Source organism: Geobacillus sp. JS12 (genome assembly GCF_001592395.1).
Lineage (GTDB): Bacteria > Bacillota > Bacilli > Bacillales > Anoxybacillaceae > Geobacillus > Geobacillus zalihae.
Genome location: NZ_CP014749.1, coordinates 3,144,505 through 3,170,531, shown reverse-complemented (window position 1 = coordinate 3,170,531; position 26,027 = coordinate 3,144,505). Strand labels below are relative to the sequence as shown.

Here is a 26,027-nt window from a genome sequence, read left to right as displayed (position 1 = left end):
ACTGTCCTTCTTTCCCTGGGCCGCCGGCAAAAAAAAGATGCCTCCGAACAGAGACATCGATTACTCCTCTTTCTTTTGGATGTTGATTTTCACATCGCCGTCGCTTTTGCCGGACTCCTCGCGCCCGTTCCGGTCTTTGGGCAGCGTGCCATGTTCGAACAAATGTTTAATTTGCTCCGCATCGAGCGTCTCGACTTCTAACAGCGTGTTGGCGATCAAATCCAATTTGTCCCGATGTTGGGTCAAAATTTGTTTCGCTTTTTCATAGCACTCTTTAATGATGCGCTGAATCTCTAAGTCAATTTCATAGGCGATTTTGTCGCTGTAGTTTTGCTCGTTGTGTAAGTCACGTCCTAAAAACACTTGCCCGCTCGGTTGGCCGAATTGAAGCGGACCAAGCTTTTCGCTCATGCCAAACTCCGTCACCATCCGGCGCGCGATGTTTGTCGCCCGCTGAAAATCGTTATGGGCCCCTGTACTCACTTCATTGAACACGATTTCCTCGGCAACGCGCCCGCCGAGCAGTCCGGTGATTTTATCCATCAGTTCGGCTTTCGTCATAAAGTAGCGGTCTTCTTTCGGCAGCATGACCGCATAGCCTCCGGCTTGGCCGCGCGGCACAATCGTCACTTTATGCACCATTTCCGCATCGGCGAGCACCATGCCGATGACCGTATGCCCAGCTTCGTGAAACGCGACGATGCGCCGTTCTTTTTCCGAAATGACGCGGCTTTTTTTCGCCGGTCCGGCAATCACCCGGTCCGTCGCCTCGTCGATGTCGCTCATATCAATTTTCTTTTTGTTGCGGCGCGCTGCAACGAGCGCCGCCTCATTCAGCAAGTTTTCCAAGTCGGCGCCGGAAAATCCAGGCGTCCGCATCGCGATCGTCTTCAAGTCAACCGATTCATCGAGCGGCTTGTTGCGGGCATGCACGCGCAGCACCGCTTCGCGCCCTTTGACGTCCGGGCGGTCGACGGTAATCTGCCGGTCGAAGCGCCCCGGGCGCAACAGCGCCGGGTCTAAAATGTCCGGCCGGTTGGTGGCCGCGATAATAATGATCCCTTCGTTGCCGTTAAAGCCGTCCATTTCGACAAGCAGTTGGTTGAGCGTCTGCTCACGCTCGTCATGGCCGCCGCCAAGGCCGGCGCCGCGCTGGCGGCCGACGGCGTCGATCTCATCAATGAAGATGATGCACGGGGCATTTTTTTTCGCCGTTTCAAACAAGTCGCGCACCCGCGATGCCCCGACCCCGACGAACATTTCCACGAAATCCGACCCGCTGATCGAGAAAAACGGCACGCCCGCTTCTCCGGCAACCGCGCGCGCCAACAGCGTTTTCCCGGTTCCGGGCGGCCCAACGAGCAATACCCCTTTCGGAATGCGGGCGCCAAGTTCCGCAAACTTGCGCGGATCTTTTAAAAACTCGACGATTTCCACCAACTCTTCCTTTTCCTCATCTGCCCCAGCCACATCGCGGAAGCGGACTTTCCGCTTGTCATCCGTATACAGCCGCGCCCGGCTTTTGCCGAAATTCATCACCCGGCTGCCGCCGCCCTGTGCCTGGTTCAAAAGGAAGAAGAACAAAATAAAAATAATCACAAATGGGATGATGGAAGTGAAAAACGTCACCCATCCGCTCGTTTCGTCCGCTGGCACGACTTCCACCCGCGTCCGCGCCGCCGCCGCATCGATGCGGTCAAGCACTTTGTCACTGTTCATGACGTAGGTGGAAAAGTACTGCCCTTCGCTATATGTTTTCAACTGGCCTTTGATTTCATATACGCCGCGCTCCGGCTTAATGGAAAACGACTTGACATCCCCGTTTTCCAGATGAGTGATGAACGCATCGTACGTCATCGGCTCCGTTCGCTGGTTCGTGCCGTTAAAAAAGCTGACGACGCCGATCACGACGAGGAAAATCAGCAAATAAAAGATGGTATTGCGGAAAATCCGGTTCATTTCTTGCCTCCTCCCATATGAAACACACTATACTCAATACTATCATAGAAATTTGTTTCAATACAAACAATTCGGCCGTCGCCCAGCAACCGTTCTACTTTTGGTACACTTCCGGCTTTAAGACGCCGATAAACGGGAGGTTGCGGTATTTTTCCGCGTAATCGAGCCCATAGCCGACGACGAATTCATCGGGGACGGTAAATCCGGTGTAATCGGCTTGAATGTCCGCCTTCCGTCCAGACGGCTTGTCAAGAAGCGTGACGATTTTGATCGAATTCGCCTTCCGGTAGCGAAACAAGTCGACCAAATAGCTGAGCGTCAGCCCGCTGTCAATAATATCCTCAATGATCAAAATATCCCGTCCTTCGACGGATGTGTTCAAGTCTTTGACGATTTTCACTTCGCCGGATGAAACGGTCGCATTGCCATAGCTTGATACGTCCATAAAATCCATTTCTAAATATGTATCAATATGTTTGAGCAAGTCGGCCATAAACGGCATCGCCCCTTTGAGAACGCCGACAGCGAGCGGAAAACGGCCTTCATATTCTTTCGTTAACAAACCGCCGAGTTCTTTGACTTTTGCCTGAATTTCCTCTTCCGTGATCAACACTTTTTGAATATCGTCTTTCATCCCCATCTTTTTTCCTCCTAGCTGTTCATCGCCTGATATTGCAGCAAAATATAGCGAGCTTGCCCACGGTTTTGCGCTTCGAAAGCCGATTTTTTCAAGCCAGGCACCCAAAGGATGCGACCGTCGGCATCTTCGACAATCGGCCAGCGATCCCTTTCCATCCGCGGAATTTTTGCTTCAATGAAAATTTCTTTCAATTTTTTCGTGCCTCCCGTCCCCTTGAGCACCATCCGGTCGCCGCGCCGACGCGTCCGCACGCGAAGCGGCAAGGAGACGGAAGCAGGATCCACGACGAACCAATCATTCCCGGCCTGCTTTCTTGGATAGTGTTCCCCAAATTCACTGATGATTGCATAGCCGTTTGGGAGGGGCAATAGCGCCGGAACCGGCAGTTCAAACCAATAGCCTTTCTCGCCGCTTTCTGCGTCAAACGTAAACAAACAGCGGTCGTACGAGCGAATCACTTTGAGCCCTTTTGGCAAATCGATCATTCCGGAAGGGCGGCCGCGCTCACAAAGCATCAGTATATGGCCGATATGTACGGAAGTCAATGTCGGCGGAACGCCGTCATAAAGACGGAGAAGCAACAGCTGCAGCACCCGGCGCTGCAGCGGTCGCGGCAGCGCCAAAAATGGTCCGATGGAAAGCGCCGCATCGCGATGTTGTTTTTCCATTACTTTATTCAGCGCGTCCGCGGCTAATTCCTCCAAAAATTGCTCATCTTCCGCCATCATTTCGCTGTATTGCTGAAACCGCTCGTGCAGGCGCGGATTTTCCTGCCGCAGCAACGGGACAATATGATGGCGGAACCGGTTGCGCGTATAATCGTCTTTTTCATTGCTCGGATCGCGGCGTGGAGACAGCCCCATCTGCCGGCAATACGCTTCAATCTCCGCCCGGCTGACAGCCAAAAACGGACGGATGAGATAGCCGCCGTGAAACGGACGTTTGACGGGGATACCAGCGTATCCTTTGCTTGTGCTGCCGCGCACAAGCCGCATTAAAATCGTCTCGACTTGATCGTCGCCATGATGGCCTACGGCGACGTACCCCGCTTGATGCTTTTCCATTAGTTCGGCAAAAAAGCGGTAGCGGCAGATCCGCGCCGCCTCTTGGGCGCCGAGACCTGCGCTGCGCTGAAAGGCCGGGACGTCGATTTGCGCAGTCTCACATAAAATACGGCGCTCCACGCAAAAACGTTTCACAAACTCCATCTCTTCTTCTGACTCCCGCCCACGAAACATATGGTCAACATGGGCCGCTATGACCTGAAGCTTCCATTCGTCGCGCAGCGACAAAAAAACGTGCAGCAACGCAAGCGAATCCGGGCCTCCGGAGACGCCAACGATGACGGCCGCTCCTTCTGAAAGCAGTTGATGCCTGTGGATAAAGGCGCGCACTTTGTCGATCATCCGAGCCAACCTCTTTGCGTTTCGTTCAGCTTCATCGTAACACGTCCGCCCTGTTTTCTCAAAACAATTACATCGCCAGCTGCCAATATATATAAAAGGCATAGGCGCCCAGCAATGCGGCGGCGATGACCACCGTTTCGACAATCCCTCTCGCTTGGCGGCGCCGTTTCACCTGCCGCCCCGACCGACGGCTTGGCACCGCCTTTCTTTCGTTTTCCGCCGATGTATGGCGGGAAGAGGCGGCCAATAAGTCGCGACGCATATCGGCCGCCTTTCGATATCGGCCGTCAAGCGCCTTTTGCAGCACCTCCTTGTATCGGGTTAAAAAGCGGTCCGTTTCGATGATGGACAACAGCTGCGCCCGACCGTCACCCTTTTTCTCAATCGGCCCCGGGCAGCAAGAGGAAATCATCACCATCGCCGCCGCAAACAAGTCGTAAGATGGCTCCGCTTTGCGCGATCCAAGCCCCCAATAGCCGCGGTCATACAGCTCAGTAAACTCTTTTACCGCCCTTCCTTGCAGCGTCGTCCCGCCCACATCAAGCAACCGAACCGACGGCGGCGACCCGGTAACGATCAAATTATCCGGCTTTAAATCCCCAAATACCCATCCTTCTTGATGAAGCCGATCAAGCACCGACAACAGCTGCATCACGAGCACGGGCGCCCATTCTTTTCCACGGCGGCGGATGAAAGCAGCGAAATTCTCCCCTTCAATATACTCCATCACATAAAACGGGATCGTCTCCCGCGCAAACGGGCTTTGCCAGTCATCGGCTTCCAGCAAAGAAGGCCCGAGGGCGGCTCCCTGGACCTTAGCAAAACGGCGCAATATATTCATTTCCGATGCCAATGACGCATAGTCATCGCTCAACTTGACGGCGACGCGAGTCCGGCCGTTCTCCGCCAAATAGACGACGCCGTTCGCCCCGCTGCCAAGCCGCCGCAGCAGCCGGTAGGAACGGCCATGCCATTTCCCAGTGATGACCGTACCAGGCGGCAAATTACAAAGACGATTCTTCGATGTATGGCTCATCGCCATCGCCGATCCAGCTCCTTAACGACCGTTTACGCTCAAAATAGGCGATTGCCTCACGCAGCGCCGGTCCGGTCGGCGTCAGCCCGCCCGACGCCAATTTCGGAAAGATGGTGGACAACTCTTCAATCCTTGGCGTCCAGTCGATCATTTTTTCGGCGTGCGCCCGTTTTCCCGGGAAGATGAACACCGAAAAGCGGTTTTCGCCCATGCGCGCATTTAAGCTGAGCGATAAATCGATGAGCGCCTCTTTGACGGTCGGCAGTTTTGTTTTCATGCTCCCGCTCGTATCGATCAAAATGAGCACATCAAGGGCAACCGTTTCCCCGAGTTCATCGACGACTTCCATCACTTGGCCGCGCTTGTCCGGCGGCAAGTCCTCAAGCGAAACGTCAGAACCAAAGATTTGTTTCAACTCGCGATTGACGAGCCCTTGCAACGTCTGAGTCATCGCTTGGCGCGTCACCATTTGCACGGTTTGCGACAGCTGTTTCGCGTACACGACTTGGCTCATCCCGCCGCCAGCCGCGGCGATCGCTTCAATTTCCCGCCGTCCGTTTTCATCCATCGCACCTTGATCCAAGATGCCGATCACGTTCACCGTAATGCCTTGCTCACGGGCTAGCGCCGCCATGGCGGCTGGGTCCTCACCATGGTTGGAGCAGCCATCGGTAATGAGCAAAATTTGCCGCAACGTTCCCTTTCGCACGTTCGTTCCCCTCCTTGGCGAATGTATTACCATCATCGCCGCAGGGGAACGTTTTTATACGCTAGCTATTGCGCCTTTTTCATATACATGTATGCCGGAATCGTCGCCCATTTCGGCGTATTGTGTCGAACTTTGGCGACAACGACGGTCATATCGTCTTCAATCTCGCCGCCGCATTGGCGAATCACTTCTTCCATGATCAAATCGGCGACTTCCTGCGGGTCGTTCGTCTTTAATTCTTGAATTTTCCGCTTCATCCAAACATCATGGTTTTCGACGTTCATCGGCCCTTCAAACACACCATCGCTCATCATAATGAGCAAGTCGCCCGATTTCAGCTGCTCGGTGACAACGTCAAATTCCACTTCTTTAATGATGCCCATCGGCAAGTTGCTCGCTTCCACTTTCATCACCTTGTCGCCGCGCTTAATAAAGCTTGGCGTCGATCCGATTTTCAAAAACTTCGTCGCCGCGTTTTGCAAGTCGATGATGGCCAAATCGAGCGTCGCATACATGTCTTCTGTCGTCCGCAATGCCAAAATCGAATTGATCGATTTGATGGCAATCGACTCGTCCATTCCCGTCTGCAAAATCTTTTGCAACAGGCGCAGCGTCTCGCGGCTTTCGTCATGCGCCCGCTCCCCATTGCCCATGCCATCGCTGATGGCAACGGCGTACTTGCCGGTAGCAAGTTCAATCGTTGCATAACTGTCGCCAGAAATGAACCCCCTCCTTTGGCGGCAAACGCGACGCCCGTTTCGACGACGAACGCTTTCGTCGAGCCGAAGGCGACGCGGCAGTAGCCGTTCGGGTAGGCGGCGCACTCTTCGCGCTTGACGACGATCGTCTCTCCTAAAATATCTGACAGCATCGGCGCGATCAGTTTTTCGCACTCGCCGCGCCCCTCGCAATACGGGATGCTCATTTCAATATCGATATTTCCTTTTTCCAAACTGTAAATGTCGACATGGCCCACTTCGATGCCAAACTCTTGCAGCGCATGGTAAATTTGTTCTTCCTGCAAATAATGGTTTTCCTGTTCTTTCTGCATTTCTTTGGCGAAATCGTCCATCACTTGCGAAACGCCCAACAGCTGTTCAGCGACAAGCTTCCGGCTTTCGTGGATTTGCCGTTTGAGCTTGCGGTTTGCTTGATAAGCAACCATCTCTTTTTCAATCGCGTCGACGACTTTGCCGGCCTTGACGCAATACCGCTCCCACTCGCGCAACAACTGATGGTTTTGCGACAATGTTTTTTCGTCCGCCTCGCCCATCATTTGCTTCATGTACGCATAGGTTGTACGAAAGTTGTCCGCCCAGCATTGCGTCTTCTTAAAGCACGTTTGGCACGTTTTTTCCGTGATGTCGCTCAAAAAATAGTCGACTTCACGGTCGCTGTATTCATTGGCATCCGGAAGCGGTTCGGGCGAAAAGCTTTCCGCCAGCGCCTGAAAGACGTTGGAAAACTGCGAGACGCGTTGCACCGTCATATCGCGGATTTTCCGGACGTATTGTTGTTGCTCATTGATATATTCTGCCGTGCCGGGAATGTATTTGGCGATTTTCTCCGTCAGTGAACGGGATGTACCAAAAAACAGCATAATTGCGATGCCGGATTCAAGCAACGTCGGCACAAGCTCACTCTTCCCTTCGCCGTATAAACCAAGCAACAGCGTCGCGACGAGGAGGCCGAACGCCACCCCAAGTTTTTTCCCTTCCCTCAGCAACCCGCCAAGCAGCCCGGCGAAAGCAAGCAAACTCATTTCCGACAAGTTGCCGACATTTGCCAAGCTCAGTACAAGCCCGGTGACAACGCCGACGGTGGAGCCGGTCGCCGCCCCGGCGACAAACGCGAACAACAAAACGAGGTAGCGCGACATCACATGCTCAAGCGACAAACCGTACACAGCCCAACCGATCATCCCGGTCAACATCGAGGCGAGCAAAATGATCAACGAAATGATCTCTTCCGCTCGCAACGCATGTTTATGCTTCTGCACTGTCAACAACGGGATGCTTTGCATAAAAATCAAGGTCAATACAAGCGACAGCCCGGCTTCGACGACCGCCATGGCGGCGCCGTAGACCGATCGCTCTCCGAGCCAATAATAGGAGATCAGCCATTTGGCGGAAAGAGACAGCACAAACACAACAAATGGAACGATTTTCAGTGACTCACTGATCACCCTCCGCACCCATCCGTAAATAAAGAGAAAGCCAAAAATGGAAATGCCGACAAACAGCGCCACATCAAGCGACAGCGTCAAAGCACCGGCCAACAGCGAGATCAACGCAAAAGCGGCCTTGTCGCGGCGCAGCATATAGACCGAAACGAAAAATGGCAAAGCGAACGGGGTCAGCTTCGATAAAATCAACGCTCGTCCAAGCAAAAAGCCGACAAGAAGAAGCAAAAAGCCTTGATGGATGAACAGATGACCAAGGCGCAGCTTCACATGGCGCATCCAGCGCGACACCGTTGCTTGCGTGTCATGAATCGGCACTTCCGAAATGCTGCGGCGCACCGTCCCTCTTTCTACTCTTTCCATTCCCGATCCTCTCCTTTACCTTTCTATTACCCCCTATTATATAGCTTGAATTGTCAGAAATTTGTCAAAACCACAGAGAAAAATAAAAAATCGTTCGACGTTTTCCACGGCAAAACGCGGTCAACAGGCTTGTCCCGACAGAAAGAGACAAAAAAGAAAAACGAGCATGTCGCTTGATGGCGCATGCTCGTTTGCGATGACCCGTACGGGATTCGAACCCGTGTTACCGCCGTGAAAGGGCGGTGTCTTAACCACTTGACCAACGGGCCATGTTTGATTGTTGGTGGCGGTGGAGGGGATCGAACCCCCGACCTCACGGGTATGAACCGTACGCTCTAGCCAGCTGAGCTACACCGCCGTGTGACAACAGTTTATATCATAACGGAGGAGATGACGATTGTCAATACATATAGGCGGAAAATGCAGAGGGGAAATATATCCTCTTATTCCATACAGAAACAAAAAAGCATCCATAGCGACGGATGCTTGTTTCCTAATTTGTCATCCTTCAAACAATCTTTCAGCAGCAAGTTACCCTCGTCTCGCTCCACGACCTCCCCGCTTCGACTCCGTATGACGGCGCAACGATGCCAATCGGTCTTCACTCTCTTTTAAGAATCGGCTGATTTTTTGTTCTAAGCTGTCCGCCGCGGAGCGGTCGTTTGTCCGATGGCGCGGCCGCTGCGAAGAAGGCGTGTCTTTTGCTTTGCGAATGGACAGGCCAATTTTTCCATCTTGACCGACGTTGATGACTTTGACATACACCATATCGCCGACTTTCAGATGATCGTTGATGTCTTTGACATAGTTATCGGCTACCTCGCTAATGTGAACGAGTCCTGTGACCCCCTCCGGCAGCTCCACAAACGCCCCAAATTTCGTAATGCCCGTGACCTTGCCTTGTAACTTGCTGCCTACTTCAATCGACATAAAAAAAGTGCTCCTCCTTAAAACGCTTTAAAGATGGTGTTTTTTTTATTATAGCGAATGAAAAAAATGCGTGTCAATATGACGAATGCCCATAGAAAACGGGCATTCGCAGGCAAAATTATTTTTCCGGCAAGACGAAAATAATTTCTCCATCTTTCGATAAGTAATATTTTTTCCGCGCCAGCTCGGCGATATAGTCATCATCATGCAACTTTTTCATTTCCTCTTTCAGTTGCTTTTCCTTCCGTTTAAGCTCCGCAAGCTGCTCTTTCAGCTTTTGCTGTTCCGCCGTTTTTGCATCGATCGCCTTCGCTTGCGAGTGCAAGGTGTAGACAAGAGCGGAGGCGAACATCGCAAACAACAACGACCAGACAACCAAACGGACAGCGACAGCCCGCCGTCTTCTCGCCGCCTTCTGCTTTTTCTCCTCATGCTCAGCTATGTACGTCGACGACAGCTTCGTCACATTCGTTCTCCGGGGCACGTTCATCGCGTTTACACCTCTTTTACTCGCGCCATTTCGCAAACCACATGCTTATTTTCTCTTTTGTATTCTTGATTTGTCCAGCAAATCCTTTTAAACGTCGAAAAAATTTTTCCACCCCGGCTCGTCTTTGCGGCGGCACCCGCCGCCAAATCATGATGCCCGTCCAACGCAGCGGAGCAAGCAAAAGGCGGATCATCTTCCAAACAGCCAGCAGCACAAACCGAACGATCCACAACAAAAGCCGCCAAGCGAACAATAGAAGTGCCAGCGCCATTTGCCCAAGGAGGATGAGCGGGCGCATGACCATGAGGCGGAACAGCTGAACGAGCGTCTGTCCGAGTCTTACCGCAAGCCCAATGAACCACTCGAGCACCCGAACATAAAAGGAGCGGAGCAAGCTTTGATAAGCGGCATATCCGCATAAAAGCGCGAGAAACAAATAAAAGCGAAGCTCGCCTTCATTGACGAAAAGAAGCACATAAAACACGATGAGCGCCTGCACCGCCCAAAACAGCACGTCATTCACAAAGACGAGCCAGTGCGCCCGCTCATGCCGTTTCAACATCCGACTGTACGTATCCCACGCCAGGCCAAGCCAGCCGCCCATGCCAATCATCGCCAGCATGGTGTACAGCTGTATGCTGACATTCATTTGAACAACTTGCTAAAGAATCCTTTAGCCTTCTCCTGATGGTCATCTAAATAAACGAGGTCGAAAATGCGCCCTTTAATCGAAACAACGCCTTTGTCGACATCTAAGTTTTTCATCTGCAAGTTTTGCCCGCGGATGGCCAAAAAGCCCATGACCGTCTCAAGCAAAAACTCCTCGTTGTCAAAGCTCTCGACTTGTTTCACCCCGGTGATGTCAAGAAGGCGCCGGCCGCGCATGATCACATCATGTTCCTGGACCGGACCTTTGTTCGTGCTTCCGCCAAATTCATCGTGTCGACTCATGTTCATCCCCGCATTTCCATTTAGTATAGAAAGCCGGCAAGGCCAACCGCCTTTTCTCATCCGTTGTTTGTACCATATGTATGTCAGCGGGGGATGGTTTAGAACAAGCCTGCAGGACAAATTAGACGTCGTCTTGTTCCGGCGCCGGGGTGGTCCGTTCTTCGCGGATCAATTCGTACAGCCCGGTTGCCTCCTCTTTTTTCGTTGTTTCTTTTAGATCCGTCACTTTTACCGTTACCCGCTTTTGCCCAAATTGAATCGTCAATTCATCGCCGACTTTCACATCGGAGCTCGCTTTGGCGACATGGCCGTTGATCCACACTCTCCCTTGATCGGCGATTTCCTTCGCCAACGTGCGGCGTTTGATGAGGCGGGACACTTTTAAAAATTTATCAAGGCGCATTGCATGATCCCCTTACCGTTCGTTTTCTTTGGCTTCTTCCCAAAAACGATCGAGTTCGGCAAGCGAAAACGAGGTGATCGATCGGCCGCTTTTTCGCACTTGTTCCTCGATATAAGCGAAACGGCGGGCAAATTTGTCGTTGGCCATTTGCAACGCTTCTTCCGGTTGAATCCCGTAATAACGGGCAAGGTTGATGAGCGCGAACAATAGATCGCCAAACTCGCCGACAAGCCGATCGCGACGGCCGCCGGACGTTTCGGCTCGAAACTCGGCCATTTCTTCTTCGACTTTTTGCCATATCGGCGCGGCATCATCCCAGTCAAACCCGACTTTCGCCGCTCGTTTCTGCAGCTCGTACGCCCGCATCGTCCCCGGCAGACTTTTCGGAATGTCGGCAAGAATCGATTCCGAAAGCCCGCCCCCTTTTTCTTTCTCCTTGATCTTCTCCCAGTTGGCAACGACTTGTTCGGCCGTCTCGGCCGTGACATCGCCAAACACATGCGGGTGGCGTCGGATCATTTTCGCCGTCAGCGTGCGGATGACGTCGTCGATCGAAAACAACCCTCGGTCGGCGCCGATTTGCGCATGGAGCATCACTTGCAGCAATACGTCGCCGAGCTCCTCGACCATATGATCATCGTCACCCTCGTCAATCGCCTCGAGCAGCTCATACGCCTCCTCAAGCAAATAGCGCTTCAGCGACGCATGCGTCTGCTTCCGATCCCATGGACAGCCGTTCGGCCCTCTCAGCGTGGCGATGACGCGGCGCAGCGTCTCAAACCGGTGGTAAAGCAACGGCTCGTCCTTCACCGGCGGCACGTAGACGCTTGTCAAGTTGTCAAGCTCCGTCTCGCGGTCCAACTCATAAAGCGGCACGCGCTTTACTTGCTCGTCCTTCGTGCCTGCCGCGGTGACAATGTAGATCGGGTAATCGTCGGGAAGCTGCTCCATCAAAGAAAGCTTCACGTTCGAGGCCACAAACGAATCGTACACTTGACAAAAAACAGCATGCAGTGAAGGCGACCATTCTTCTCCTTGAAAAGTCGTCGCATCAAGCAATTGAAACCCTTCAATTGGATCGATGCGCACCGCCGTAAACAGCGCATCCAAAAAGCTTTGACCACCTTCGATCACGATTCGGCAGACGCCGCGCCGCTCAGCTTCGAAAAGAAGCTGCACCGTCCGCTCGGCAACAAGCGGATGGCCGGGAACAGCGTAAAACACATCGCCGCGCTTCGCCTGTTCCGTCAATTGATCGACGATGTCAGCGTACACATCAGCAAACTGCTCGTGTTTTTCATACACTTCATCAAATGACGTAAACGCAATCCCTTCCTCCGTAAGCCATTTGACCACCGGGTGTTCTTTCGTCCGCAAAAAGAGCGGATGCGCCCGCTTTAGCTTTCGGTACACACCGATCGGCAGCTGTTTTACATCTCCGGCGCCGAGGCCGAACACATAAATCGTATTCATCGCCGATCACCTGCCTCCTAATCGTAGACGGAATTTATTAGCCAATGGGAGAGCTGCCAACTCCTGTTCAGAAAAAACATGTCCTTTCACAATACACGCAAGGTAAACGACAGCACCGATGGCAACGCCGCCAAGCGCCTCGGCAGCCGCCCATAGCCGCCCCTCGCTCGAGCTGTCCATCAGCCACCTATACCCATGCAAGACGACGGCCATCATAGCGGCCGCTTTCACGGTTGGGTACATGTATTTCCGGCCCGCCGTCCGATATTCACGCGGCAAAAAGGCGCATAAAAAGCCTGCCATGAGCGCATAAGCACCCGTCGTCGCCGCGGCGGCGCCAAGCGCTCCAAACCGCGGAGCAAGCCAATGCATAAGCGCGGCCTTCCCCGCCACTGCCAACGCCACGCCGGCAGCGGCCGTCCATTCCCTCCCCATTCCTTGCAATAATGCAGAGGCGGTCAACGCGATCGTAGTAAAAAAGACAGAGGAGGACAAGACGGCGAGAACCGACGAACCGTAGTCATTCTCGAACAACATCGCATTGATCGGTCGAATGAGGCAAATGAGCCCTAACGAAGCACCAAGCCCAATGACAACGGCAAGCCGGATGGACAGCGCTCCATAGGCGAAAACGGCACCTTGGCGGCGCGCTCCGGAAAGAAGTGGAACAAGCGCCAATGAAAACGACGTGCCGACGACCGTGCCGAGCTGAATGAGCGGCTGACCGCGGTCGTACACTCCTTTTAGCCGCTGCACCTCATCGAGCCTTGCCCCCGCTTCCTGTAGAAGCGGAACGAATAAAAATGAATCGACGAGTGGAATCAGCGTCAACGCCATATTCGTCAAGCAAATGACCGTCCCCGCCGTCAATAAACGCCGGCCCACCTGTCGATCCCAAGCTGGCGGCGTGCGGCCCGACGTTTTTAGCCGCCGACGCCGGGACAGGAAGAAAAGCAAAATGAAAAGCGCCGCCGCCATGCCTATTAGCGTCCCTGCGACCGCTGCCATGCCGCAAGCATAGACGTCGGCGCCGCGCTGCACCGCTCCATACGACAGCCCTAAAATCGCCGTCACCCGGACGAATTGCTCGCCAACTTGGGACGCCGCCGTCGGCGTCATATCATGCCGCCCTTGGAAATAGCCGCGCAACAACGCGATGGGCGGAAACAGCAAAAACGAAAATGAAAGCAAGCGCACGAGCGGCGTAAGCCGTCCATCGCCCATCGCCGAGGCCATCACCCCCGCCCCTAGATACAGCGAAGCAAACAGGATGACGCCAAGGACGCTTAACACCAACAAGGCGACGCGCACACTAGCGGCAGCGCCCGCTTCATCCTGCCCCGCCAACCGCTCGGCGACAAGCTTCGAGACGGCAACCGGGTAGCCGGTCAGCGAGAGTGCGACGACGATGCCATAAATCGGGTATACTTGTTGGTAAATATAAAAACCAATGTCCCCGACCATATTTTGATACGGAACACGGTACAAAGCGCTTAATAGTTTTGCGGCCAAAGCGGCGGCCGTTAAGATCGCCGCCCCTTTCCATACGTTTCCCATCCAGTTTCTCCCCTCGCATAGACAACCCACTCAAACCTAGACGCCGGAGGGCAATAGAAGCCGCCAAGCGCCATGATGGCTACGCTCGATATTATAGCGCAACTTCCGCCTGTTGGACAAAGGTGATGGTCAACTCGCACGGCTTCATGCGCTGTTCCGCAAGCCAGGCGGACGAAAAAAGCAGGATGTGGAAGCGATTCCGGGATTCAAGGCATCTCGCCCCATTTGCCGGGCGGAAAAAAAGGCAGCCTGTGAAGCTGCCTTGTTGTTTCGCCTATTGTTCCATTTGTCGAGCCAAAAAGCTGGCGGCTGTTTCTACTGCTTTATGCTCCACTTCACCAAGCGTTTTCTCCCGCGATAAAATGATGACGGCTCCGATCGGATCGCCGTTGGCGACAATCGGGCCGATCGTATACGATTTCAACGTTTCCGTCATCCCGTCAACGAGCTCGACTTCCCCTTCCTCCGTATGGAGGATGGAATTGCGGTCTTCCATGGCTTTTTCCACCAACGGGCTGACGCTTTTGTTCATATACTCTTTTTTCGAAACGCCGGCGACAGCGATGTATACATCGCGGTCGCAAATGAGCACAGGCTGGCCGAGGCTGTCAAACAGCGCTTCGGCGTACTCTTTGGCAAAGTCGCCTAATTCACTGATCGGCGAATATTTTTTCAAAATGACTTCTCCATCGCGGTCAACAAATATTTCGAGCGGATCTCCTTCGCGAATGCGCAACGTTCTGCGAATTTCCTTCGGAATGACAACTCTCCCTAAATCATCAATGCGACGAACAATACCGGTTGCTTTCATGCCTTGTATACCCTCACTTTCATCTAGGATTTGAAGGATACTCCGATGAACCCTTGCAATGGGGAATTCACCATTGTTGTCATTAGTATCCTTCACAATCCACGTTCTATACGTGATGAAAGTGATTTTGGCCATTTTAGATAAAATTGCCCATCCTTCATTATCGCCACATGCAGGAAACGATAAACATCATAAAACTTTTTCTTGATTATGCCGTCACCGACTTCTCTTTTTCCACCCCAGACAGCCGCCGCAGCGTCTCTTCTAAAATCATCAGCCACTCGTGCGGCTTCATTTCCTTGATATAGAGCACAATTTTCAGCTTCTCTCCGTCCATGCCAAACCCGAATAAGCGGCCATGCCGGCGTCCGATGTCAGATAGACGCTGGATTTCCACCGTTTTCGATGCCGGTTCAGTAAACAAGATGTCAATTTGCTGCTTATGTTGCTTCATCGATTCGACGCCAAGCTGCTTGGCCAACACCTTCAACTCCGCAATTTGGAACAAATACGCAACTTCATCTGGATAATCGCCGAAGCGGTCGACCATTTCCTCACGCAGCGCCTCAACGTCTTCGAGCGTCTCCACTGCCTTAAATCGCTTGTACATCTCGATCTTTTGCAATTCGTCTGCAATGTATGTGCTCGGAATATAGGCGTCGACTTCGACATCGATGACGACATCCGGCTGCTCGTCTTCTCGCTTGATGCCGCGCCGTTTCTCGATCGCTTCTTTCAACATTTGCGAATACAAATCGAATCCGACCGAGTCGATAAAGCCATGCTGTTCGGCGCCGAGAATGTTGCCCGCGCCGCGGATCGACAAATCGCGCATGGCAATTTTAAAACCAGAGCCGAGCTCGGTAAACTCTTTAATGGCTTGCAGCCGCTTTTCTGCCGCTTCATTGAGCACTTTATCTTTCCGATAGGTGAAATACGCATAAGCGACGCGGTTGGAGCGGCCGACGCGCCCGCGCAGCTGGTACAGCTGCGACAATCCCATCCGGTCGGCGTCATAGACGATGAGCGTGTTGACATTCGGAATATCGATGCCCGTTTCAATGATCGTCGTCGTCACCAGCACATCGTATTGCCCTTCCAAAAACGCCAAAATGGTCGATTCGAGCTCCGTTTCCGACATGCGGCCATGCACGTAAGTGACGCGCGCTTCCGGGACAAGCTGTGCGATTTCTTCCGCTTTCAAATCGATGTCTTCAATATGGTTGTAAAGGAAAAACACCTGCCCGTCGCGGGCGAGCTCACGTTCAATCGCCTCTTTGACGAGTTCGGGCGTATATTCCATGACATACGTTTGCACCGGGAATCGGTTTTCAGGCGGCGTCTCGATGATCGACAAATCGCGCACGCCGATCATCGACATATGCAACGTACGCGGAATCGGCGTCGCCGTTAAGGTGAGCACGTCGATGTTCGCCTTCAGCTGCTTGATTTTTTCTTTATGCGCCACGCCAAACCGTTGCTCCTCGTCGATAATGAGCAAGCCTAAATCTTTAAACTTCACGTCTTTCGACAGCAGCCGATGCGTGCCGATGACCATATCGATCGTGCCGTCCTTCAACCCTTTGATTGTCTCGGCTTGCTGTTTTTTCGTGCGAAATCGGTTTAACAGACCAACCTTGATCGGAAACCCTTGAAACCGTTCGCGCACCGTTTCGTAATGCTGTTGGGCTAGGATCGTCGTCGGCACAAGAAAGGCCACTTGTTTGCCGTCCATAATGGCTTTAAACGCCGCCCGCAACGCCACTTCCGTCTTCCCGTAGCCGACATCGCCGCAAAGGAGGCGGTCCATCGGTTTGTCGCTCTCCATATCACGCTTAATTTCCTCAATCGACCGAAGCTGATCTTCCGTCTCTTGATACGGAAACGCCGCTTCAAATTCGCGCTGCATCTCGGTGTCCGGCGAAAACGCATATCCTTTGCTTGCCTCACGCTCGGCGTACAGCTTGATTAAATCTTCAGCAATATCCTGGACGGATGATTCCACTTTCTTTTTGACCTTTTTCCATTCCGAACCGCCAAGTTTGTAAATTTTTGGTTCTTTCCCTTCCGAGCCGACGTATTTTTGCACTTGATCGATTTGGTCGACCGGAACATACAGCGTATCGCCGCCTTGGTACTGGATATGAATATAGTCTTTATGCACCCCGTTGATTTCTAACGTCTCGATGCCTAAATATTTCCCGATGCCATGGTTGACATGGACGACGTAGTCGCCGACTTGCAATTCGGCGTAGCTTTTGATCCGCTCGGCGTTGGACAGCTTTTGCCGGCGCACCGGGCGTTTGACCCGTTTTTTGAACAGCTCTTCTTCTGTGATGACGGCAATTTTTTGCAACGGCAATTCAAACCCGGTATTTAAATCTCCTTCAAGGAGCTGGCATTTGCCATGCAGCAAAGCCGCATCGCGCGCGAGCGGCAGCGCGTCAATCTCATAATCTTGAAGCAATGATTGCAGCTTTTTCACCCGGTCGGCATTTGGCGCCAAAAACACAACCGCATAGTTTGCCTTTGTCCATCGCTCGACTTCGGATTGAAGAAGCGCCATTTGCCCATGGAAGTTTTGCATCTGTTTGCACGTAATATTGACGACGTTTTGTGGGTGGGCATACGGAACATGGCGCAAAAACAACGATAAGTATACCCGCTGGAATCGATGTTTTTGCAATAATTCAGAAAACGAATGCGAAAGCGGCACGCCATGAATCATTTTCCCGCCGTCAAGCAAACTCGTATACCATTCCGCCTCTTCGCGGTCCAACCGTTCCGCCGCCTCTTGCAGCCGGCTCATTTCATCCATGAGCAGCACGCCGTCTTCTGGCAGGTAATCTAGCAAACTCGCAACCTTTTCATAAAAAAGGGACATATATTTATATTGTTGCTCGATTTCCTGCCCCTCGCGCAATTGCTCAAGTTCAGCGTGAATATGTTCATACATCCGCTGTTTGGCGGCCTCATCTTTCATCGTCTCCAAACTCGACGCAAGCCCCGCTTCAATCCGCTCGATTCCTCGGCGCCGCGTCTCGCCATCGAGAATGATTTCATCGGCCGGCCCGATCATGATGCGCTCGATTTGCCCTTGCGAACGTTGGTCGTCAGGAGTGAACGTCCGAATCGATTCGATTTCCGTATCAAACAGCTCGATGCGGTACGGAAGCTCAGCGGTCAATGGATAAATGTCGATGATGCCGCCGCGGACGCTGAACTCTCCGGGGGCGGAAACGGTGCCGACCCGTTTGTACCCCATTTGCACAAACTTCTGTTTACAACGTTCTACATCGAACTCTTGTCCAACGGAGAAGGTGAACAAATACTGCTTCCAAAGCGACGGCGGCGGCAACAAACGCCGCAAGCCGGCGACCGGGCAGACGACGACTCCTTTTCCGCCTTGCGCCCAATGGTTCATAATCTCTAAGCGCTGTGCCTTCAGCTCCGGGCTGGCGACCGCCATCTCAGCGGCGATCACGTCGTTCACCGAGTAAAGGAATACGTCTTCCGGTCCGAGCAATGAAACGAGATCGTCATACATTTTTTGCGCCTGAAACAAATTGTGAGACACGACTAACAGCGGCCGGCCTGTCTCCTTGTAAAGCGTGGAAATAAAAACAGACCGGGCCGATCCGGACAGCCCGGCGACAAGCTGTTCCTTCAAACGGACATGGAGCCCTTCAATGATCGTACGGACATCTTGGTTTTCAGCTAAATAGCGATGCAACGAAAGCACCCCTATTCTCCCTCCTCTCAACGCCAGTTTCTTTCCGTCTCACTATTCTTTCGCAAACGCAAAAACGCTTTGGTCGCCCAAAGCCGCCCTTAATGGATGAATTTTTCGTATTGATGCCATTCCGGGTTTCGCGCCAACGCCTCTTGACAGTCTTCGCAAATCGTTTTCACATGAATGTCACCGTTCGGTTCATACGAAATCATCTCGAGCCGTTCCTCTTCCGTTAAGTGGTGGAATCCCAGTTTCTCGCTGTATATCGGCATTTGCTCAATCGTTCCGACTTTTGCACCGCAATGGCGGCAATAGTAATGTAGCGCCATTCAAGCCAACCTCCTCACTGGGCACCTGCTGTTCCGTCCACAAGGCAGGAAAAGCCGACGCTTCGGCCGCCTCCCGTACTCACATTGTGCACCAGTTCAGAGGAAAATATTCACTCGTTAAAATCATTCATCACTTGAATAAATGGCACCTTCACCGCCTGTTCACACGCATCGGCCGCCCGCAGCACCGCTTTGTCCACCGCCGGTTTCTCCTCTTCTGTAAATCGGCCTAGCACGTAGTCCGTGACCGGCTGACCGCCGGCCGGCCGGCCGATGCCGATGCGGATGCGCTTAAACTGCTCGGTGCCAAGGTGGTGAATGAGCGATTTGACGCCGTTATGGCCGCCGGAACTCCCTTTTAAGCGAAGGCGGATTTTCCCTGGCGGGAGATCGAGGTCATCGTAAATAACGATGACATCATCGATGGCAATGTCGTAGTAATCCATAAGTGGGCGAACACATTCTCCTGATAAATTCATATATGTCAACGGTTTGCATAATGCTACTTTTTCGCCAGAAACGGACGCCGTTCCGAACAAGCCGCGAAATTTAGCGGTTTTTAACGATACATTCCAGCGCTTCGCCAGTTCGTCGATGACGAAAAAGCCGACATTGTGCCTTGTTTGCTCATACTCCTTGCCCGGATTGCCGAGCCCGACAAACAGCTTCAATCCTCGCGCTCCTCTCTTTGCATGATACTACAAAAGACGTAACCGAAACGGTTACGTCTGTCACTCTTCTGGCGTCGTTTCTCTTCCTTCCGCAGCGTCAGGCTGTCCTGCCTCTTGCTGTTCACCGCTATCGATTTCTTCCTCTTGTTGCGGCGGCAAGATCGTGGCGATCACCTCGGAAGGTTCATGATTGATTTCAAATTTGCCGTCCGTTTTCACATCGCCCACGGTGACGGTATCGCCCACTTGCAGGCCGGAAATGTCCACTTCAATCACTGGCGGGATGTTCACCGGCAAGACGCGGATCGACAGCTCATGCAAGTTTTGCTGCAGCACGCCGCCGTCTTTCACGCCAGGCGCTTCACCCACCAAGCGGACTTCCACATCAATATCGACCTCCGTTGACATGTCAACCGCTTGAAAATCAGCGTGAAGAAGATGACCGCGCAACGGGTCGCGCTGCAGTTCGCGCAACAACACGGAATGTTCCTCACCGCCGACTTTCAGCGTCATCAAGCTTGTGCGCCCGCCTTCACGAAGCGCTTTCTCCAGCTCTGCAGTGCTGACGAAAATCATTTTGTTTTCGACTTTTTTGCCGTACAAAATCGCTGGAATGCCGCCTTGTGAACGAATGCGGTGCAATGTTGAACGTTTTTTGTCTGCGCGTTCCTTCGCTTCCAACACAATCGCCATGTTTCCTCACCTTCCTGAATTAGAATCTATTGTCTACTTTATCCTAAAACAAGAAGGGCTAAACATGTTTTCCTGCGTTAGTCGAACAGGACGCTGACAGACTTCATTTCATACACGCGGCTAATGGCCTCGGCAATGAGCGGCGCCACCGACAGCTCTACAATTTTATCAATTTTTTTCTCTTCTGGCAAGGCAATTGAATTGGTGACGACAAGCTCCTTGATTCTGGAATTTTGGATGCGCTCAATCGCCGGACCGGACAGCACCGGATGGGTGCAACATGCATACACTTCTTTCGCCCCATTCTCGGCGAGGGCGTTGGCTGCAAGGGTAATCGTGCCGGCCGTATCGATAATGTCATCAATTAAAATAGCCGTTTTCCCCGCCACTTGCCCGACAATGTTCATCACTTCCACCACGTTCGGCTTCGGCCGGCGCTTATCAATAATGGCGATCGGTGCTTTCAAACGGTCGGCGAGCTTGCGCGCCCTTGTGACACCGCCATGGTCCGGAGAGACGACGACAATATCCTCCAATTGTTTGCTTTTGAAATAATCCGCCAAAATGGGCACACCCATCAAATGATCGATTGGAATATCGAAAAATCCTTGAATTTGAGGGGCATGCAAATCAAGCGTGATGACGCGCGACGCCCCGGCCGTCTCGAGCAAGTTGGCGACCAGCTTCGCTGTAATCGGTTCGCGCGAACGCGCTTTCCGGTCTTGACGGGCATAGCCGTAATACGGCATCACGATATTGATCGTGCGGGCCGAGGCGCGCTTTAACGCGTCGATCATGATAAGCAGCTCCATCAAATGCTCATTGACCGGCACGCTCGTCGATTGAATGACGAACACATCGTCGCCGCGGATGCTTTCTTCAATGTTGATTTGAATTTCCCCGTCGCTGAAACGGGAAACGGAACATTTGCCGAGCTCGATTCCCATGACTTCTGCAATTTCCTTCGCCAACTTCATGTTCGAGTTCAGAGCGAACAATTTTAATTGATGCTGACAGTCAGACATGATAGACCTCCGCTAAGATTTTTTCTTGCCTGGCAGGCGATCAACATAATGTTCTTTATTGACTTGCCGGGCGCGGGCGATGGCGAGGGCGCGGCCGGGAACGTCGTCTGTAATCGTCGATCCGGCGGCGACGTAAGCGCCTTGACCGACCGTAACAGGGGCGATCAAATTGACGTTGCAACCGATAAACGCCCCGTCTTCGATTTTGGTCATATGCTTATTCACGCCGTCGTAGTTGACCGTAATCGACCCGCAGCCAAGATTGACATCGGCGCCGACTTCAGCATCGCCGATATAACTCAAGTGCGACGCCTTGCTTCCTTTGCCAAACGTCGATTTTTTCACCTCGACGAAATTGCCGATCCGCACCTCATCGTCGATTTTTGACAGCGGACGAATATGGGCGAACGGGCCGATCGTCACATCCGAACCAATCTCGCTGTCATGGGCGACCGAATGGCGAATCGATGTGCGATGGCCGATATAGCAATTTTTAATTTCCGAATTGGGCCCAATGACGCAATCCTCACCGATCACTGTCTCGCCTTCAATCACCGTGCCGGGGTAAATGACTGTGTCACGCCCGATCACCGCCTCGGCGGAAATATAAGTGGAAGCCGGATCGATGATCGTGACTCCGTTTTTCATATGTTGACGGCAAATGCGAGCACGCATGATCCGCTCCGCTTCAGCGAGAGCGATGCGGTCGTTTACACCGATCGTTTCTTCAAACGACGGCGCCTGATAGGCGGATACAATGCCGCCGTCCGCTTTGATAATTTCAATCACATCCGTTAAATAATATTCGCCTTGAGCGTTTTGATTCGTCACCTTTGTAAGCGCTTGAAACAGTGTCTCATTGTCAAAACAGTACGTTCCTGTGTTAATCTCGCGGATGTTCCGCTCTTGCTCGCTCGCATCTTTATGTTCGACAATTTTCTCGACATGGCCAGCCTGGTTGCGGACAATGCGGCCATATCCGGACGGATCATCAGCGATGGCCGTCAATACAGTCGCCTTCGCCTTGGCGGCCATATGATGCGCGACGAGCATCTCCATCGTCTCAGCGGTGATGAGCGGCGTATCCCCACAGACGACAATCGTCACTCCTTCAAGGCCGCGCAAATGCGGAGCCGCCTGCATGACTGCATGCGCCGTCCCGAGTTGCTCCTCCTGCAGGGCATATTCACACTGGGAGCCGAGCTGTTCTTTCACTTGTTCCGCCCCAAATCCCACTACCGCAATCGTTTTTTCCACCCCAAGCTTTGACACTTGGTCGATGACGTGCTGAACCATTGGCTTGCCGCAAACGGGATGAAGCACTTTATACCACTTTGATTTCATCCTCGTCCCTTGTCCGGCCGCCAAAATGACCGCATATCGCTTCATGTGAAAGGCCTCCAATTACCCTTTTATCCATAATTGAATATATATGAATCAGTGGCACTTTTCAAGGAAACAATGCGGCTTTCAAAAAAATAGAGAGCTTGGTGAATTTCACCTAAGCTCCCTTTCATATGTTTACGAAGCGCCAGCTTCTTCAAGTTCTTCTTCCAACTTCCCGAGGCGGTGATATTCAGCGAGGATCGCCTCCTGGATTTTCCCGCGCGTGGCGGAATTGATCGGATGAGCGATATCACGGAACTCCCCATCTGGTGTGCGCTTGCTCGGCATCGCGACAAACAGCCCATTGTTTCCGTCGATGACGCGGATGTCATGGACGACGAACTCGTTGTCCAACGTAATGGAGGCGATCGCTTTCATCCGTCCTTCGGTATTGACGCGGCGTAATCTTACGTCTGTCACTTCCATTTTGCTCACCACCTTTTCCCCTATATGAGACTCGATGTAATGAATTCCACGTGTTCGAGTCATTTCCTTCTTTTTTCGAAAAATTTTTTATAAATTTTTATGTAGGGAAAAAGTGGGGCTAATCATTACGGAACGAGGGCAACGACTTCAATTTCGACAAGGACATCTTTCGGCAGCCGGGCTACTTCCACGCATGAGCGCGCCGGCTTATGGTTCGGGAAGTATTGGCTGTACACTTCATTCATCGCCGCAAAATCATCCATATTTTTTAAAAATACGGTCGTTTTCACCACTGTATCGAGCGAAGCTCCGGCCGCTTCCAATACGGCTTTCAAGTTTTGGAACACTTGATGCGTCTGCGCCTGAATGTCGCCTTTCACCAGTTCCCCTTCTGGGGTGAGCGGGATTTGCCCCGAGCTGTAAAACATGTTGTTGACGATGATGCCTTGCGAATACGGGCCGATCGCTTGCGGCGCCTTCGTTGTCTCTACTTTTCTCATGAGCCAGTCTCCTTTCTTGATTTTTATGTCAAGCAGCAAGCTGCTACAAAAACGCTTTGTAATTGCCTTCCTTAACAGAGATCCTCTTTTCTTTTACATCCACCTCGGACAGTTTGACGAGCGAAATGTATTCATCGACCAATCGCTCTTTTGCCTCTTCCGACTCCACGAGCACGCCAATGCCGGAGACATTGCCGTTAAACTCCTGAAGCAAACTGATCATGCCGTTGATTGTACCCCCGCCTTCATAAAATCGTCAACGATGAGCACATTGGCTCCTTCCGCTAAGCTGCGCTTCGATAGGACCATCGTTTGGATGCGTTTGGACGAGCCGGATACGTAATTGATGCTTACCATCGGTCCTTCTGTCACTTTATTGTCATGGCGGACGATGACAACGGGCACATACAAAAAGTTGGCGATGGCATACGCGAACGGAATCCCATTGGTGGCGATCGTCATGACGACATCCACCGGACGGTCGGCAAACATCGACGCATAAAGGCGGCCGATTTTGTTCATAATGCGGGGATCGCCAAGAATGTCGGTCATATACAAATATCCGCCGGGAAGAAGCCGATCCGGACGCGACAGTTGTTCACACAAATACGCAACCACTTCTTCCGCTTCCTCAGCATCCATTTTTGGAATGTATTGCACGCCGCCAGCAGCGCCGGGCAGCGTCCGAACGGTTCCGATTCCTTGCTGCTCGAACGTCTGCTTAATGATGGCCAAATCTTCGCTGATCGACGATTTGGCCGATTCGTACCGCTCGGCAAAAAATGTAAGCGGAATGAGCTGATGTGGCCGTTCAAGAAGATAATGCGTCATATCAACTAAACGGCCGCTTCGCCTTAGCTTCATAGCCGACCTCCTGAAACCGAATATTATAAATATATTTTAACAAAAATGTACGTGTTTAATCAAGAGAATGTCGTTCTCCTAACATTCTCACCGCAAACACTTGGTCACAAAAGCCGCGCAACCCATTGTATACCCGCTGCATTCTGGAATCGTGCTCGATCAGTCCAAACACGGTCGGCCCGCTGCCGCTCATCAGCACCGCATCAGCGCCAAACCGCTTCATTTGTTCTTTAATATGCGCGACTTCCGGATATTTTTTCAACGTCACTTCCTCAAGAACATTGCCGACCAACCGGCAGATCGCCGCATAATCTTGCCGCACGATCGCTCTCACCATCGCATCGACGTCCGGATGGCTGACACGCTCAAGTTCCAAGTTTCGGTACACTTCCGCCGTCGATACACCGATCGGGGGCTTGGCCAGCACAACCCAGCACGGCGGCGGTGAAGCGATCGGAGTGATGAATTCCCCGCGCCCCGTCGCCAAGGCGGTTCCGCCGTAGACGCAAAAAGCGACATCCGAGCCGATTTTCGCCCCAAGCTCTGCCAGTTCATCGAGCGTCAATCCGAGCTGCCAAAGCTTGTTCAACCCGCGCAGCGTCGCCGCCGCATCGCTGCTTCCTCCCGCCAATCCGGCGGCCACCGGAATATGCTTCGTAATCGAAATGGCCACCCCTTGGCGGATCGAAAACGTCTCTTTAAGAAGCTTCGCCGCCTGATACGCCAAGTTGCGGCAATCATCGGGCACAAAGCGGTTTTGCGAAACGATGCGGATCGCATCTTCCTCCGGCAACGCGACAAGCTCAATGCGATCGGCCAAATCGATCGTCGTCATCACCATTTTCACTTCATGGTAACCATCCGGGCGCTTATAAAGAACGTCGAGTGACAAATTGATTTTCGCCGGCGCTTTTATCGACAACCTCACTCATCCTCACCTACTTCCACGCGCAATCATGAATAAGCGGATCGGCATCCATCGGCTGCTTTCCGTCTCCGCCGTCTTTGCCCCGTCTCATCCGCCTTTCTTTCGTCAACCCATTTTATCATATTACCATGTTCTGGCGACGACGCCAAACAATATATGTATGCAAAAAAAGGGCGCCCCGTTCGCGGGACACCCTCGCCGCAACACGCCCCGCTGCCGGCGCTATTCCGTTGTTCCGGCCAGCTGCCGCTCCGCCCGTTCAATCGCCAATCTGACCATGTTTCCTGCGTCTTTCGCGCGGATGGCGCCCCACCCCTCACGTTGCACGACATCGTAAAAGCCCAACTCTTTCGCCAGCTCTTCTTTCAAGCGTTGCGACATAATCCCGCGGCGTCGACCCAATGTCAGCAACCCCTTTCCATGTTCATTGGCGCTATGGCATGAAACGTTTGGCAACCCGCCGGCGCATCAACAAGCCGGCTTTGCATTTGGCCGGGCAAAAGGCGGCTGCGGCAGTTTTAGTATGAAATAAAGGGGGCGGTTTTATCATAGTTCCGAAAGA

At 52.6% G+C, this 26,027-nt stretch carries 23 protein-coding genes, 2 tRNA genes and 2 pseudogenes; all 27 read right to left on the bottom strand.

Annotated features, from left to right (window positions below; all coding sequences use genetic code 11):
* Positions 1 to 60: 60 nt before the first annotated feature.
* Positions 61 to 1,959: an ATP-dependent zinc metalloprotease FtsH gene (ftsH, locus tag A0V43_RS15530; RefSeq protein ID WP_011229577.1), complete on the bottom strand. Its 1,899-nt coding sequence runs from the start codon at positions 1,957 to 1,959 to the stop codon at positions 61 to 63.
* 94 nt (positions 1,960 to 2,053) lie between these two features.
* Positions 2,054 to 2,599: a hypoxanthine phosphoribosyltransferase gene (hpt, locus tag A0V43_RS15525; RefSeq protein WP_012820458.1), complete on the bottom strand. Its 546-nt coding sequence runs from the start codon at positions 2,597 to 2,599 to the stop codon at positions 2,054 to 2,056.
* An 11-nt stretch (positions 2,600 to 2,610) separates the two neighbouring features.
* Entirely contained in the window at positions 2,611 to 4,005 is a 1,395-nt protein-coding gene (gene tilS / locus A0V43_RS15520) for a tRNA lysidine(34) synthetase TilS (RefSeq protein ID WP_012820457.1), read from the bottom strand.
* Between the two features lie 67 nt (positions 4,006 to 4,072).
* Positions 4,073 to 5,047 (bottom strand): serine/threonine protein kinase, encoded by a 975-nt coding sequence (locus A0V43_RS15515; protein WP_011229574.1) that lies wholly within the window; start codon positions 5,045 to 5,047, stop codon positions 4,073 to 4,075.
* Positions 5,010 to 5,750 (bottom strand): vWA domain-containing protein, encoded by a 741-nt coding sequence (locus A0V43_RS15510; protein WP_011229573.1) that lies wholly within the window; start codon positions 5,748 to 5,750, stop codon positions 5,010 to 5,012. The genes A0V43_RS15515 and A0V43_RS15510 overlap by 38 nt, the downstream gene beginning before the upstream one ends.
* Before the next feature lie 65 nt (positions 5,751 to 5,815).
* Positions 5,816 to 8,295 (bottom strand): annotated as a pseudogene (spoIIE, locus tag A0V43_RS15505) (stage II sporulation protein E).
* Between the two features lie 197 nt (positions 8,296 to 8,492).
* Positions 8,493 to 8,564: transfer RNA gene (locus A0V43_RS15500), tRNA-Glu, on the bottom strand.
* Between the two features lie 12 nt (positions 8,565 to 8,576).
* Positions 8,577 to 8,653: transfer RNA gene (locus tag A0V43_RS15495), tRNA-Met, on the bottom strand.
* A gap of 173 nt (positions 8,654 to 8,826) precedes the next feature.
* Complete coding sequence (locus A0V43_RS15490; protein ID WP_011229571.1) at positions 8,827 to 9,225, bottom strand: S1 domain-containing RNA-binding protein; 399 nt, start codon at positions 9,223 to 9,225, stop codon at positions 8,827 to 8,829.
* Positions 9,226 to 9,343: 118 nt separating this feature from the next.
* Positions 9,344 to 9,715 carry an FtsB family cell division protein gene (locus tag A0V43_RS15485; protein ID WP_012820454.1) on the bottom strand — a complete coding sequence of 124 codons (372 nt, stop codon included), beginning with the start codon at positions 9,713 to 9,715 and terminating at the stop codon, positions 9,344 to 9,346.
* Between the two features lie 16 nt (positions 9,716 to 9,731).
* Complete coding sequence (gene yabQ, locus A0V43_RS15480; RefSeq protein ID WP_012820453.1) at positions 9,732 to 10,364, bottom strand: spore cortex biosynthesis protein YabQ; 633 nt, start codon at positions 10,362 to 10,364, stop codon at positions 9,732 to 9,734.
* Positions 10,361 to 10,666: a sporulation protein YabP gene (gene yabP / locus A0V43_RS15475; RefSeq protein ID WP_012820452.1), complete on the bottom strand. Its 306-nt coding sequence runs from the start codon at positions 10,664 to 10,666 to the stop codon at positions 10,361 to 10,363. Before yabP ends, yabQ begins: the two co-directional genes overlap by 4 nt.
* 121 nt (positions 10,667 to 10,787) lie before the next feature.
* On the bottom strand, positions 10,788 to 11,069 hold the full coding sequence (locus A0V43_RS15470; protein ID WP_012820451.1) for an RNA-binding S4 domain-containing protein: 282 nt from the start codon (positions 11,067 to 11,069) through the stop codon (positions 10,788 to 10,790).
* 12 nt (positions 11,070 to 11,081) lie between these two features.
* A complete protein-coding gene (gene mazG / locus A0V43_RS15465) occupies positions 11,082 to 12,542 on the bottom strand; it encodes a bifunctional methyltransferase/pyrophosphohydrolase YabN (RefSeq protein ID WP_063193528.1) in 1,461 nt (486 codons plus the stop codon).
* Between the two features lie 6 nt (positions 12,543 to 12,548).
* A complete protein-coding gene (locus A0V43_RS15460; RefSeq protein WP_063193527.1) occupies positions 12,549 to 14,099 on the bottom strand; it encodes a putative polysaccharide biosynthesis protein in 1,551 nt (516 codons plus the stop codon).
* A gap of 274 nt (positions 14,100 to 14,373) precedes the next feature.
* The gene (gene spoVT / locus A0V43_RS15455) at positions 14,374 to 14,910 is read right to left on the bottom strand and encodes a stage V sporulation protein T (RefSeq protein WP_011229564.1); all 537 of its coding nucleotides are present in this window, start codon (positions 14,908 to 14,910) and stop codon (positions 14,374 to 14,376) included.
* A gap of 208 nt (positions 14,911 to 15,118) precedes the next feature.
* Positions 15,119 to 18,652, bottom strand: a complete 3,534-nt coding sequence (mfd, locus tag A0V43_RS15450) for a transcription-repair coupling factor (protein WP_063193526.1) — start codon at positions 18,650 to 18,652, stop codon at positions 15,119 to 15,121.
* Positions 18,653 to 18,741: 89 nt separating this feature from the next.
* On the bottom strand, positions 18,742 to 18,972 hold the full coding sequence (locus tag A0V43_RS15445; RefSeq protein ID WP_011229562.1) for an anti-sigma-F factor Fin: 231 nt from the start codon (positions 18,970 to 18,972) through the stop codon (positions 18,742 to 18,744).
* Between the two features lie 110 nt (positions 18,973 to 19,082).
* A complete protein-coding gene (gene pth / locus A0V43_RS15440) occupies positions 19,083 to 19,643 on the bottom strand; it encodes an aminoacyl-tRNA hydrolase (RefSeq protein WP_063193525.1) in 561 nt (186 codons plus the stop codon).
* A 60-nt stretch (positions 19,644 to 19,703) separates the two neighbouring features.
* A complete protein-coding gene (locus A0V43_RS15435) occupies positions 19,704 to 20,336 on the bottom strand; it encodes a 50S ribosomal protein L25/general stress protein Ctc (protein ID WP_063193524.1) in 633 nt (210 codons plus the stop codon).
* A 77-nt stretch (positions 20,337 to 20,413) separates the two neighbouring features.
* Positions 20,414 to 21,361, bottom strand: a complete 948-nt coding sequence (locus A0V43_RS15430; protein ID WP_063193523.1) for a ribose-phosphate diphosphokinase — start codon at positions 21,359 to 21,361, stop codon at positions 20,414 to 20,416.
* 12 nt (positions 21,362 to 21,373) lie between these two features.
* Positions 21,374 to 22,750 carry a bifunctional UDP-N-acetylglucosamine diphosphorylase/glucosamine-1-phosphate N-acetyltransferase GlmU gene (gene glmU / locus A0V43_RS15425; RefSeq protein ID WP_063193522.1) on the bottom strand — a complete coding sequence of 459 codons (1,377 nt, stop codon included), beginning with the start codon at positions 22,748 to 22,750 and terminating at the stop codon, positions 21,374 to 21,376.
* Positions 22,751 to 22,882: 132 nt separating this feature from the next.
* Positions 22,883 to 23,173 carry a septation regulator SpoVG gene (gene spoVG / locus A0V43_RS15420; RefSeq protein ID WP_003247437.1) on the bottom strand — a complete coding sequence of 97 codons (291 nt, stop codon included), beginning with the start codon at positions 23,171 to 23,173 and terminating at the stop codon, positions 22,883 to 22,885.
* A gap of 125 nt (positions 23,174 to 23,298) precedes the next feature.
* The gene (locus tag A0V43_RS15415) at positions 23,299 to 23,673 is read right to left on the bottom strand and encodes a RidA family protein (protein WP_011229557.1); all 375 of its coding nucleotides are present in this window, start codon (positions 23,671 to 23,673) and stop codon (positions 23,299 to 23,301) included.
* 43 nt (positions 23,674 to 23,716) lie between these two features.
* Positions 23,717 to 24,537: pseudogene (purR, locus tag A0V43_RS15410) on the bottom strand (pur operon repressor).
* A gap of 55 nt (positions 24,538 to 24,592) precedes the next feature.
* Entirely contained in the window at positions 24,593 to 25,465 is an 873-nt protein-coding gene (gene ispE, locus A0V43_RS15405; RefSeq protein ID WP_063193521.1) for a 4-(cytidine 5'-diphospho)-2-C-methyl-D-erythritol kinase, read from the bottom strand.
* Between the two features lie 222 nt (positions 25,466 to 25,687).
* Entirely contained in the window at positions 25,688 to 25,867 is a 180-nt protein-coding gene (locus A0V43_RS15395; protein WP_013143961.1) for a small, acid-soluble spore protein, alpha/beta type, read from the bottom strand.
* Positions 25,868 to 26,027: the final 160 nt, after the last annotated feature.

Excerpts from the sequence above, each read along its gene's own strand:
- ftsH (WP_011229577.1), bottom strand. The coding sequence starts at position 1,959 with ATGAACCGGATTTTCCGCAATACCATCTTTTATTTGCTGATTTTCCTC.
- hpt (WP_012820458.1), bottom strand. The coding sequence starts at position 2,599 with ATGGGGATGAAAGACGATATTCAAAAAGTGTTGATCACGGAAGAGGAA.
- tilS (WP_012820457.1), bottom strand. The coding sequence starts at position 4,005 with ATGATCGACAAAGTGCGCGCCTTTATCCACAGGCATCAACTGCTTTCA.
- A0V43_RS15515 (WP_011229574.1), bottom strand. The coding sequence starts at position 5,047 with ATGGCGATGAGCCATACATCGAAGAATCGTCTTTGTAATTTGCCGCCT.
- A0V43_RS15490 (WP_011229571.1), bottom strand. The coding sequence starts at position 9,225 with ATGTCGATTGAAGTAGGCAGCAAGTTACAAGGCAAGGTCACGGGCATT.
- A0V43_RS15485 (WP_012820454.1), bottom strand. The coding sequence starts at position 9,715 with ATGAACGTGCCCCGGAGAACGAATGTGACGAAGCTGTCGTCGACGTAC.
- yabQ (WP_012820453.1), bottom strand. The coding sequence starts at position 10,364 with ATGAATGTCAGCATACAGCTGTACACCATGCTGGCGATGATTGGCATG.
- yabP (WP_012820452.1), bottom strand. The coding sequence starts at position 10,666 with ATGAGTCGACACGATGAATTTGGCGGAAGCACGAACAAAGGTCCGGTC.
- A0V43_RS15470 (WP_012820451.1), bottom strand. The coding sequence starts at position 11,069 with ATGCGCCTTGATAAATTTTTAAAAGTGTCCCGCCTCATCAAACGCCGC.
- mazG (WP_063193528.1), bottom strand. The coding sequence starts at position 12,542 with ATGAATACGATTTATGTGTTCGGCCTCGGCGCCGGAGATGTAAAACAG.
- A0V43_RS15460 (WP_063193527.1), bottom strand. The coding sequence starts at position 14,099 with ATGGGAAACGTATGGAAAGGGGCGGCGATCTTAACGGCCGCCGCTTTG.
- spoVT (WP_011229564.1), bottom strand. The coding sequence starts at position 14,910 with ATGAAAGCAACCGGTATTGTTCGTCGCATTGATGATTTAGGGAGAGTT.
- A0V43_RS15445 (WP_011229562.1), bottom strand. The coding sequence starts at position 18,972 with ATGGCGCTACATTACTATTGCCGCCATTGCGGTGCAAAAGTCGGAACG.
- A0V43_RS15435 (WP_063193524.1), bottom strand. The coding sequence starts at position 20,336 with ATGGCGATTGTGTTGGAAGCGAAGGAACGCGCAGACAAAAAACGTTCA.
- A0V43_RS15430 (WP_063193523.1), bottom strand. The coding sequence starts at position 21,361 with ATGTCTGACTGTCAGCATCAATTAAAATTGTTCGCTCTGAACTCGAAC.
- glmU (WP_063193522.1), bottom strand. The coding sequence starts at position 22,750 with ATGAAGCGATATGCGGTCATTTTGGCGGCCGGACAAGGGACGAGGATG.
- spoVG (WP_003247437.1), bottom strand. The coding sequence starts at position 23,173 with ATGGAAGTGACAGACGTAAGATTACGCCGCGTCAATACCGAAGGACGG.
- A0V43_RS15415 (WP_011229557.1), bottom strand. The coding sequence starts at position 23,673 with ATGAGAAAAGTAGAGACAACGAAGGCGCCGCAAGCGATCGGCCCGTAT.